1 protein-coding gene is annotated in these 12,331 nt (G+C 75.9%); it reads right to left on the bottom strand.

Going from position 1 to position 12,331, the window contains the following annotated elements:
- Nucleotides 1-10: 10 nt before the first annotated feature.
- Nucleotides 11-12,310: a type I polyketide synthase gene (locus ACZ3ZD_RS35675; protein ID WP_467407159.1), complete on the bottom strand. Its 12,300-nt coding sequence runs from the start codon at nt 12,308-12,310 to the stop codon at nt 11-13.
- Between the last annotated feature and the right edge of the window lie 21 nt (nt 12,311-12,331).

The raw sequence follows: 12,331 nt of genomic DNA, 5'->3' as shown, positions 1-12,331 counted from the left end.
TGTCATGGGGTCAGCTCGTCCTGCCCAGAGCACGCTGCACGAGATCGGCAACGTCCATGGCGTCGATCAGGGTGTCGTCGTCCTCGGCCGGGGCCGCCGCAGCGGGCGTCCCGGACGCCGTGGCGTCCTCGGTGTCCACGAGGCCGAGCAGGGTGTCCAGGACGCCGGCGTCCCGGAACCGGGCGAGGGGGACGGTGGCGAGGGCTCGCCTGAGGTCGTCCTCCCGTCCGTCGAGCCCGTCGTCGGCGTCCCGTAGCAGTTCGGAGCGCAGGTAGCCGACGAGGGCGTCCGGTGTGGGGTAGTCGAAGACGAGGGTGGCGGGCAGCCGCAGGCCGGTCGCCACGTGCAGGCTGTTGCGCAGGTTGACGGCGGCGAGCGAGTCGAAGCCGACCTCCTGGAAGGCCTGGAGCGCGCCGATGCTCTCGGCGCCGCTGTGGCCGAGGACGGTGGCGGCGTGGCCGCACACCAGCCGGAGCAGGATGCGGTTCTGTTCGGCTTCGGGGACGTCGCGCAGGGAGTCCACGAGCCCGGCGGTGGTGTCGCCGTTCTCGGTGTCCGGCTGGGTGGCCCGCAGCGCGGCCTGTGCCTCGGGCAGGTCGGCGAAGAGCGGGCCGGGCCGTACCGAGGTGAACGCCGGGATGAAGGCGTCCCAGTCCATGTCGGCCACCGTGACGGCCTTCTCCCGGGCCTGGACGGCCTGTTCGAAGGCGGTGACGGCGATCGGCGGGGCCATGGGCAGCACGCCGCGCCGGCGGAGCTGGGTGAGGGTGTCCTCGTCCATGCCGACGCCGATCTCGTCCAGGGCGCCCCAGGCGATCGCGGTGGCCGGGTGGCCGTGGCCGCGGCGCCACTCCACGAGGGCGTCGAGGACGGCGTTGGCCGCGCCGGACGGGCCCTGCCCTCCACCGCCCCAGATGCCGGCGATGGAGGAGAACACCACGAACGCGTCGAGGGGGGTGTCGGCGAACCGTTCGGCGAGCCAGCGGGCGGTGTCGACCTTGGCGGCGAACACTTCGGTGAGTTCGGGTCCGCCGGTGTCGTCGACGGAGCTGGTCAGGGCGATGTCGGCGGTGTGGACGACGGCGGTGAGCGGCTGGTCGCCGGGGGTGTCGGCGAGGAGGCGTTCGATCGCGGTGCGGTCGGTGTCGGCGCACGCGTGGACGGTGGTGCCGGTGCCGAGGGCGGCGATGTCGGCGGTGAGGGAGGCGAGGGCGTCCTCGGGGGCGCCGGCGGTGGTGGTGACGAGGAGCCGGCGGGCGCCGGACCGGGCGAGCCACAGGGAGGCGTGCCGGCCGAGTCCCTCGGCGCCGCCGGTCACCAGGACGGTACCGGTGGGCTCCCAGCCGGTGCCGGCGGCCGGGTCGGGGGCGGCCTTGCGCAGCAGCCTGCGGGTGTGCACGCCGGACCGGCGCACGGCCAGCTGGTCGTCCTCGCCGGGGTGGCCGAGTGCGGCGAGCAGATGGCGGGCGGCGCGGCTGTCGAGGGTGGCGGGCAGGTCGATCAGGCCGCCCCAGCGGTCGCCGCGCTCCAGGGCCGCGGCCCGGCCGATGCCCCAGACGGCGGCCTGGGCCGGTGCGGTGACGGTGTCCTGGATCCCGGTGTTGACGGCGCCCCGGGTCAGGCACCACAAGGGTTGTGCGGCCCCGGCGTCGCCCAGCGCCTGCACCAGCGCGAGGGTGGCCGCGGTGAGCGGGAGGGGGTCCTGCGGGCCGTGCGCGCCGCCCGGGTCGAGCGCGAGCAGCGACAGCACTCCGGTGACGTCGTGTGCGGCGAGGACGTCCGCGAGGCGTTCGCCGAGCCGGGCGCGGTCGGCGTCGGCCACCGCGACCTCCAGCAGCACCAGGTCGAGTCCCTGGGCGGTGAGTTCGCGCAGCAGGGTGTCCGGCGGCGAGTCCGCGGGCCGCTCGGCCGGTACGACGGCCAGCCAGGTGCCGCCGGGAACGCCGGTGCCCTCCTGGTCGAGGGGGCGCCAGGTGACGTGGTAGCGCAGTTTCCCGGCGGCCGACCGTTCGCGTCGCCGGCCGCGCCAGTCGGCGAGGACGGGGACGACCGTGCGCAGCGCCTCGCGCTGGTCGGCCGCGGCCAGGTCGAGGAGGTGGGCGAGGGAGTCGGCGTCGGCCTGTTCGACGGCGGTCCAGAAGTCGTGCTCGGCGCCCTCGGTGGCGGGCCCGGCGTCCGTGCCGGTCTCCGCCTCCCGCAGCCAGTAGTGCTGCCGGTCGAAGGCGTACGTCGGCAGGTCCACCGGGGCGTCGTGGGCCCCGGTGGGCAGGACGCCCGTCCAGTCGACGGCCGCGCCCCGGACGAAGAGTTCGGCCATCGAGGTGAGCAGTCGCCGCAGTCCGCCCTCCTCGCGCCGCAGTGAGCCGGCGGCGACGGCACGCAGCCGGACGCTGTCGTCCCCTGCCTGGTCGAAGATCTCGTTCACGGGCTGGACGAGGACGGGGTGGGCGCTGGACTCGACGAACACCGAGTGGCCCTCGGCAAGGAGCGCGGCGATGGCGGGGCCGAAGCGGACCTGGCTGCGCAGGTTGCGGTACCAGTAGGCGCCGTCCAACACGCCTGCCTCGCGCACCCACTCGCCGGTGACCGTGGAGAAGAACGGCACCATGGGGGCTTTGCTGCGGATGTCGGCGAAGGCTTCGGACAGTGCGTCCTCGATCGCCTCGACGTGGCGGGTGTGGGAGGCGTAGTCCACCGCTACCCGCCGCACCCGCACCCCGTCGGCCTCCAGCGCGGCGAGGGCCTCGTCCAGCGCCTCTGCGTCACCGGCGATCACCACGGAGGAGGGACCGTTGACGGCGGCGACCTCAACACGGCCGTCCCAGGCGGCAATGCGCTCCGCAGCCTCGATGTCGGAGAGTGCCACGGAGGCCATACCACCCCGGCCCGCCAACCGCCCGGCGATCACCTGACTGCGCACCGCGACGATCCGCGCCGCATCCTCCAACGACAACGCACCGGCCACACACGCGGCCGCGATCTCCCCCTGCGAATGGCCCACCACCGCGTCCGGTACGACCCCGACCGACGCCCATACGGCGGCCAGGCCCACCATCACCGCGAAGCTCGCCGGCTGCACCACGTCCACCCGCTCCAGCAGATCGACGTCACCGCGAAGGACAGCCTCCAAGTCCCAGTCCGCCCAAGGCGCCAAAGCCCGGGCGCACTCGGCGATCCGCTCCGCGAACACTGGCGAGATCTCCAGCAGTTCGCGGCCCATGCCGGTCCACTGCGCGCCCTGGCCGGGGAAGACGAGCACGGTCTTGCCGGGGCCGCCGGAGCCGGGGAGGGTCCCGGTCACCAGGAGCGGGCTGCTCTCGCCCCGGGCCAGCGCGCCCAGCCCGGCCAGCGCCTCCGCGCGCGACCCGGCGACGACCACGGCCCGCTCCGACAGCAGGGCCCGCCGGGCGACGAGCGCGCCTCCGACCTCGGCCACAGCGGCCTCCGTGGCACCGGCGAACGCCGCCAGGCGCCCGGCCTGCGCGGCGAGGGCGGCCGTACTCCGGGCCGACACCACCAGCGGTACGACCCCGGCGGGTACCGTCGGCCGGGCCACCGGCTCGGTGTCGGGCGCCTCCTCCAGGATGACGTGCGCGTTGGTGCCGCTCGCGCCGAACGAGGAGACGGCGGCCCGGCGCGGGCGGCCGGACCGGGTCCATTCGCGGGCCTCGGTGAGCAGTTCGACCGCGCCCGCCGACCAGTCCGCCTGCGGGGTGGGCTCGGCGACGTTCAGGGTGGGCGGCAGGACGCCGTGCCGCATCGCCTCCACCATCTTGATCACACCGGCGACCCCGGCGGCGGCCTGCGTGTGGCCGATGTTCGACTTCACCGAGCCCAGCCACAGCGGCTCCTCGCGGTCCTGGCCGTAGGTCGCCAGCAGCGCCTGGATCTCGATCGGGTCGCCGAGGACGGTGCCGGTGCCGTGGCCCTCGACCGCGTCCACGTCTGCGGGGTCCAGACCCGCGGCGGCCAGCGCGCTGCGGATGACCCGCTGTTGGGAGGGCCCGTTGGGGGCGGTGAGGCCGTTGGAGGCACCGTCCTGGTTGACGGCGCTGCCGCGCAGTACCGCCAGCACCCGGTGGCCGTTGCGCCGGGCCTCGGACAGCCGCTCCAGCAGGACCACGCCGACGCCCTCGGCCCAGCCGGTGCCGTCGGCGGTGGAGGAGTACGCCTTGCAGCGGCCGTCGGCGGACAGGCCGCGCTGCCGGGAGAACTCCAGGAAGGCGTCCGGGGTGGCCATCACGGTGGCGCCCCCGGCGAGCGCGAGCGAGCACTCGCCGCCCCGCAGCGCCTGGGCGGCCAGGTGCATGGCGACCAGGGAGGAGGAGCAGGCGGTGTCCACGGTGACCGCGGGACCCTCGAAGCCGAAGACGTACGACACCCGGCCCGAGGCCACGCTGGCGGCCGTACCGGTCATGGTGTAGCCCTGCACGTCCTCGGGGACCTGGCGCAGCCGGGTCACGTAGTCGTGGTGGACGATGCCGGTGAACACGCCGACGTCCTGGCCGCGGGTGGACAGCGGGTCGATGCCGGCCCGTTCCAGGGCCTCCCAGGAGGTCTCCAGCAGCAGCCGCTGCTGCGGGTCCATGGCGAGGGCCTCGCGCGGCGAGATGCCGAACAGCTGGGCGTCGAACCGGGCGGCGTCGTGCAGGAAGCCGCCCGCCCGGGTGTAGCTGGTGCCGGGGTGGGCCGGGTCGGGGTGGTAGAGCCGGTCGATGTCCCAGTCCCGGTCGGTGGGGAACCCGGAGATGGCGTCGCGCCGGTCCATCACGAGCTGCCAGAGGTCCTCGGGGCTGTTGACGCCGCCGGGCAGCCGGCTGCTCATGGCGATGATGGCGATCGGCTCGTCGGGGTCGGCCGTGCCGCGCCGGGCGGGGACGGGCATCTCCTCGCCGGTGCCGAGGAGTTCACCGCGCAGGTGGTCGGCGAGCAGCGCCGGGGTGGGGTGGTCGAAGACGAGGCTGCTGGGCAGGCTGACGCCGGTGAAGTCGTGCAGCCGGTTGCGGAGTTTGACGGCGGTGAGCGAGTCGAATCCGAGGTTCTTGAACGGCTGCCCCTCGTCGAAGCCGTCGGCGTCCCGGTGCCCGAGAACGACGGCCGCGCTCTCCCGGACCAACTCCAGCAGGATTCGCCGCTGTTCAGCGTCGGCGAGCCCGGCGAGCCGAGCCGCCAGATCGTTGCCGTCGGCTTCCGGTGCACGCCGGATGACGCGCCGGGTGGGGGCGGGCTCGAAGGGGGGTGCGGTGGCGGTGGTTTCGGGGGTGCCGTTCCCGGCGCTGGGGGTAGGGGTGGGGTCGGAGCCGTCGGTCGCGGCGGGGTCGGATCCCGGGGCGGCACCCTCGCCGGCGGAGCCGGAGACGGACGCGGCGGGAGCGGTTACAGGCGTGGGGCCCGGGGTCGCGGCGGGGACGGCCCCCGGGGCGGTGTTCCGGCCGGCGGAGCCGAGGGCGGACGCGGTGGAGGCGGTTTCCCGGGCGGAGTCCGTCGGCGCGGCGAGGTCGGCTTCCGAGGCGGCGGTGCGTTCGCCGGCGGAGCCGAGCTCGACCGAGGTCGGAGCGGCTCCCGGGGCCGTGCTCTCGCCGGCCGTGAACGCGACGGGGCCGAGGAGGGCCACGGGGCGGCCCTCGGGGTCGGCCAGTTCGACCAGGTGCCGGCCGTCGGCGGCCGGGGTGACGCGCGCCCGCAGTGCGGTGGCGCCCACCGCGTACACGGCGAGGGTGGCGCACTCCGCCAGGGCGCCACTGCCCGAGGCCTGGGCGGCGAGCCGTAGGGCGGTGTCGAGGAGCACGGGGTGGACGGTGAACGCGTCGGCCTGATCGGTGAGTCCGGCGGGTAGGGCGAGGTCCGCCAGGATCCGGCCGTCCTGCCGCCACAGGCCGCGCACCCCCTCCGGGGCGCCGGTGTCCGCGGGCTCGTCCGGCCAGGCGCGCAGGTCGACGGCGTGCCGCGGGACGCCGGGCACCAGGGTGGCGCGGGCGTGCCGGAGCCACGGTTGCGCGTCCTGTCCGGCCGGGCGGCTGTGCACGGTGACGCCGCGTGTCCCGTCGGGGGCGGCCGCGTCCACGAAGACGCGGATCTGGAGGTCGCCGTGCGCGGGGACGGTGAGGGGCGCGTCGACGGTGATCCGCTCGACGCTCCCGCCGCCGGCCTCGTCGCCGGCCCGGACCAGCAGCTCCAGCAGGACGCCCGTCCCCTCGGTGCCGGGGTCGCGCGCGGACAGCCGGCCGGTGAGGACGACGCCGGTGCCGCCGTGCGCGCCGGGGACCTCCACGACACCGCGCAGCAGCGGGTGCCCGGCGGACCGGGCGCCGAGCGCCTCGGCGTCGGTGGCGGCTGTGCCGTCCACCCAGTACCGCTGGTGCTGGAAGGCGTAGGTGGGCAGGTCGGGGCCGACGGCCGGGCCGGGCCGGCCGAGGACGGCGGTCCAGTCGACCGGGACGCCCCGCACGTGCAGTTCGGCGAGCGCGGTGCGCACCGCGGTGTCCTCGGGGGTGTCGCGGCGCAGGGTGGTGACGCAGCCGCGGGTGTCCGGGCCGAGTGTGCCGAGGGCCAGGGCGCTCAGGGCGCCGCCGGGGCCGAGTTCGAGGTGGGTGACGGCGCCCTGGTCGCGCAGGGTGGTGACGGCGTCGGCGAACCGCACGGCGTGCCGGGCCTGGTCGGCCCAGTACTCGGGGGTGGCGAGCAGCCCGTCGTCGGCGAGGTCCCCGGTGAGCGTGGAGACGACGGGGATGGTGCCCGGCCGGTAGCGGAGCCGGGCGGCGACGGCGCGCAGCTCGTCGAGCACCGGCTCCATCAGCGCGGAGTGGAAGGCGTGGCTGACCGGCAGCCGGCGGGTGCGGTGGCCGTCCCGGGCGAGGCGCCCGGCGACGGCGACGACGGCGTTCTCGGTGCCGGACAGGACCAGGGCCCGGGGCCCGTTGACCGCGGCGATCCCGACGGTGCCCGGGGCATCGGCGAGCAGCGGCGCCACCTCGGCCTCGGTCGCCTCGACGGCGGTCATCGCGCCGCCCTCGGGCAGCGCCTGCATCAACCGGGCCCGGGCTGCGACGAGTTCGGCGGCGTCCGCGAGGTCCAGGATGCCGGCGGCGTGCGCGGCGGCGATCTCGCCCACCGAGTGGCCGGCGAGCAGGCCGGGTCGTACGCCCCAGGAGGCGAACAGCCGGAACAGCGCGGTCTCCAGGGCGAACAGCCCGGTCTGGGTGTAGAGGGTCTGGTCGAGCAGCGCGGCCGGGGCGGTGCCGGGCTCGGCGAACACCACGTCCTTCAGGGGGTGTTCGAGGCCGTCCAGGTGCCGTTCCACGGCGGCGCAGGCGGCGTCGAACGCCTCGCGGAACACCGGGTGGGCGGCGGCGAGTTCGCGGCCCATGCCGGCCCACTGGCTGCCCTGCCCGGTGAACAGGAAGGCGAGTGTGCCGTCGGCCGGGCCGCCGGTGACGGTGTCGGCGCCGGTGGTGCCCTCGGCGAGCGCGCGCAGGGCGTCGGTGAGCCGCTCCCGGTCGGCGGCCAGGACGACCGCGCGGTGGTCGAGGTGGGCGCGGGCGGTGCCGAGCGCGTAGGCCGTGGCGCCGAGCGGGGTGTCGGCGCGTTCCGTCACCCAGTCCGCGAGCCGGGCGGCCTGTCCGCGCAGTCCGGCGGCGGTGCGGGCGGAGAGGGGGAAGAGGAGGAGGGAGGTGCCGTGGTCGTCGGCCGGCCGGGGGCTGTCCGTCGGCACGGTCTCGGGGGCCTGTTCGAGGACCAGGTGGGCGTTGGTGCCGCCGATGCCGAAGGCGGAGACGCCGGCCCGGCGCGGGCGGCCGGTCTCGGGCCAGTCGCGGGCGTCGGTGAGTACCTCGACCGCGCCCGCGGACCAGTCGACGTGGGTGGAGGGCCGGTCGACGTGCAGGGTGCGGGGCAGCAGGCCGTGCCGCATCGCCATGACCATCTTGATGACCCCGGCGACACCGGCTGCGGCCTGGGTGTGCCCGAGGTTGGACTTCACGGAGCCGATCCACAGGGGCTGTTCGCGGTCCTGGCCGTAGGTGGCGAGGAGGGCCTGCGCCTCGATCGGGTCGCCGAGGACGGTACCCGTGCCGTGCGCCTCGACCGCGTCGACGTCCGCCGGGGTGAGCCCGGCGCCGGCGAGGGCCCTGCGGATGACGCGCTGCTGCGCGGGCCCGTTCGGGGCGGTCAGGCCGTTGGAGGCGCCGTCCTGGTTGACCGCGCTGCCCCGGAGCACGGCGAGCACCTGGTGACCGTGCCGCTCGGCCTCCGAGAGCCGCTCGACCAGCAGTACGCCCACGCCCTCGGACCAGCCGGTGCCGTCCGCGCCGTCCGCGAACGCCTTGCACCGGCCGTCGGGGGCCAGTCCGCGCTGCCGGGAGAACTCGACGAAGGTCTCCACGTTGCCCATCACCATCACACCGCCGGCCAGTGCCATGGAGCACTCCCCGTTGCGCAGTGCCTGCGCGGCGAGGTGGATGGCGACCAGGGAGGAGGAGCAGGCGGTGTCGATGGTGACGGCCGGGCCCTCGAAGCCGAAGTGGTAGGCGACGCGGCCCGACACGACGCTGCCGGAGCCGCCGGTGAGGCGGAAGCCCTCGGCGTCGGACGCGTGGTGCATCCGTACGGTGTAGTCGTGGCTGTTGACGCCGACGAAGACGCCGATGTCCCGGCCGCCCAGACCGGTGGGGTCGATCGCGGCGCGTTCGAACGCCTCCCAGGACGTCTCCAGCAGCAGCCGCTGCTGCGGGTCCATGGCGAGGGCCTCGTTCGGGGAGATGCCGAAGAAGGCCGCGTCGAAGCCGGGCGCGTCGTCTAGGAACGCACCGTGCCGCACATAGGTCGTGCCGGCCTTGTCGGGGTCGGCGTCGTAGAGCCGGTCGATGTCCCAGCCGCGGTCGGCGGGGAACTCGGTGACGGCGTCGACCCCGTCGGCCACGACCCGCCACAGGTCCTCGGGGCTGTGCACCCCGGCGGGGAAACGGCAGGCCATCGCGACGATCGCGATCGGTTCGTCGGCCGCGGCACGATCCGCGGTGGACGCGGGGTCGGTGGACGCGGGGTCGGTGTCGCCGACGAGCCGGGCGCGCAGGTGCTCGGCGAGCGCGGCCGGCTTCGGGTAGTCGAAGACGACGGCCGAGGGCAGGGTGAGACCGGTGGCGGTCGCCAGCCGGTTGCGCAGTTCCACCGCGGTCAGCGAGTCGAAACCGGCGTCCTTGAAGGCCCGGTCCGCGCGGACGGCGTCGGCGGTGCCGTGCCCGAGCACGTCGGCGGCATGGCGCCGGACCAGGTCCAGCAGCAGGGCCAGTCGGGCCGCCGGGTCCAGCGCCGTCAGGCGGTCGCGCAGGCCGCCCCGGTCGGCGGTGGCGGCGGCGCGGGCCGGCGTGCGCGGCGCGGGCGCCAGGCCCCGCAGCAGCGGTGCCACGGGTTCGGTGCGGGCGGCCGCGCGCAGGGCGGGCAGGTCCAGCTTGGCGGCCACCGGGGCGGCGGGCAGTCCGGTGTCGGGACGCAGGGCGAGGTCCAACAGCGCCATGCCCTCGGGTTCGGACAGGGCGGCCATGCCGAGCCGCCGGTTGCGGTGCAGGTCGGCGGCGCCCAGGTGCCGGGTCATGCCGCTGGCCCGCTCCCAGTAGCCCCAGGCCAGCGAGGTCCCGGGCAGCCCCTGCGCGCGGCGCCGCCGGGCCAGCGCGTCCAGGGCGGCGTTGGCGGCGGCGTAGTTGGCCTGGCCGGGGTTGCCGAAGACGTTCGCGGCCGAGGAGAACAGCACGAACGCGGCGAGGTCGCGGTCCCGGGTCAGCTCGTCCAGCAGCAGGGCCGCGTCCAGTTTGGGCCGCAGGACGGTGTCGACGCGGTCCGGGGTGAGGGCGGTGACCACGCCGTCGTCCAGGACACCGGCGGTGTGCAGGACGGCGGTCAGCGGATGCGCGTCGGGTACGGCGTCCAGGGCGGCCGCCAACTGGTCCCGGTCGGCGGTGTCGCAGGCGACGACCGTGACGGTGGCGCCCAGCGCGGTCAGCTCCTCGGTCAGCGGGGCCGCGCCGTCCGCCGCGGGGCCCTGCCGGCTGAGCAGGAGCAGCCGGCGGACACCGTGCTCGGCGACCAGGTGTCGGGCGGTCAGTGCGCCGAGCGTGCCGGTGCCACCGGTGATCAGCACGGTCCCGTCCGGATCGAGCGCCCGGCCCGGCCGTCCGGTACCGCTCTCCCCCGCCGGCCCGCCGGCCCGGGCCAGCCGGGGCACCTCGGCGCCCGCGGCTCCGAGGCGTACCACCGGTTCGCCACCGGCGAGCAGGCCGGGCAGCGCGGCCCGGACCACCGCGCCGGCGTCCTGCCCCTCGCCCAGGTCCGCGCACTCGACCAGCACGATCCGGCCGGGATGTTCGGACTGCGCGGACCGCAACAGCCCCCGTACGGCGGCCGCGGCGAGATCCGTGTCGTCCGCGCCGGTCGCCACGGCCAACCGGGTGCGCTCCAGGGCGGGTTCGGTCAGCCACGCCTGGAGGACGGCGAGCGTGGCGGCCAGCGCGGTACGCGGCTCGGTCACCGCGGGGTCGACGACGTACAGCAGCGCGTCCGCGTCCCCCGCACCGGCGGTGACGTCCCGCGCGGCCCGCACGGTGACGACGGACGGCGTACCGTCACCCGGCGGCAGCGGCAGCGGCGTCCACTCGACCTGGAACAGCGCGTCGTGGGTGAGCGCCTCGGCGAGTCCGGCGGACACCGGGTCGAACCGTGCCGGCAGCACCGCGTCGACCCACAGCACGGGCCGTCCGGCCGGATCCGTCAGGTCGAGCCGGGTGCCCTCTCCCTCCGCCCCCGCCGACCGCACGGTGACGGCACTCGCGCCGGACGCGCGCAGGCTGACCCCGCGCCAGGTGACCGCGAGCGTCCCGGCGGGCAACGCCGTCCGCACGGCCGCGTCGAGCAGCGTCGGGTGTACGCCGTACCGGTCGGGGTCCCCGGCGGCCTCGCCGAGGGCCACCTCGACGCCGGGTCCGCCGGCCGACCGGTCACCGGTGGCCGCCGGGGACGGCGCGAGCGTGCCGTGCGCGTGCCGCGTCCACGCCTCGTCCAGCGCGGCGTCGTCCGCCCGCGAGTACACCTCGACCGTCCGCCGCCCGGCCCCGTCGGCCGCGCCGACCACGGTCTGCACACCCCGGCCACCCCGCACCGGCAGCACCACCGGCCGGTCGATGGTCAGCTCCGCCACGACCGGCGCACCGGCCTCGTCGCCGAGCCGGACCGCCAACTCCACCAGGGCGGCGTTCGGCACCAACACCGCGTCGTTCCCGACGAGATGCTCCGCCAGCCACGGCTGCGACCGCAGGGACCACCGCGAGGTCGTCATGAACCCCCCGGAGTCGGGCCGCCCGACCACCGCGCCGAGCAGCGGGTGATCGGCGCCGGTCTGCCCGAGAGCGGCCGCGTCCGCCGCGGGGGCGGGCTTCAGCCAGTAGTGGCGGTGGTCGAAGGCGTACGTCGGCAGGTCCACCCGCACGGCGTCGGCACCGACGGGCAGGACGCCGGTCCAGTCCAGTTCCAGACCCTTGACGAAGACCTCCGCCATCGACGTCAACAGCCGCCGCAAACCGCCCTCTTCACGGCGCAGGGAGCCCGTGGCGACGGCCTCGGTCCCCGTCTCGTCCACGATCTCGCTCACCGGCTGAACAAGGACCGGGTGGGCGCTGGACTCGACGAACACCGAGTGGCCCTCGGCAAGCAGCGCGGTGATCGCCGGGCCGAAGCGGACCTGGCTGCGCAGGTTGCGGTACCAGTAGCCGCCGTCCAACGCGCCTGCCTCACGCACCCACTCGCCGGTGACCGTGGAGAAGAACGGCACCTTGGGGGCTTTGCTGCGGATATCCGCGAACGCTTCCGAGAGTGCGTCCTCGATCGCCTCGACGTGGCGGGTGTGCGAGGCGTAGTCCACCGCGACCCGGCGGACCCGCACCCCGTCGGCCTCCAGCGCGGCCAGGGCCTCGTCCAGCGCCTCAGCGTCACCCGCGATCACCACGGAGGAGGGACCGTTGACGGCGGCGACCTCAACTCGGCCGTCCCAGGCGGCGATACGCTCGCCAGCCTCGATGTCGGAGAGCGCCACGGAGGCCATACCACCCCGGCCCGCCAACCGCCCGGCGATCACCTGACTGCGCACCGCGACGATCCGCGCCGCGTCCTCCAACGACAACGCACCGGCCACACACGCGGCGGCGATCTCCCCCTGCGAATGGCCCACCACCGCGTCCGGCACGACCCCGACCGACGCCCATACGGCGGCCAGGCCCACCATCACCGCGAAGCTCGCCGGCTGCACCACGTCCACCCGCTCCAGCAGATCGACGTCACCGCGAAGGAC

It is taken from the genome of Streptomyces sp. NPDC023481 (assembly GCF_055560195.1).
This window is presented reverse-complemented; position numbering and strand designations above follow the sequence as displayed.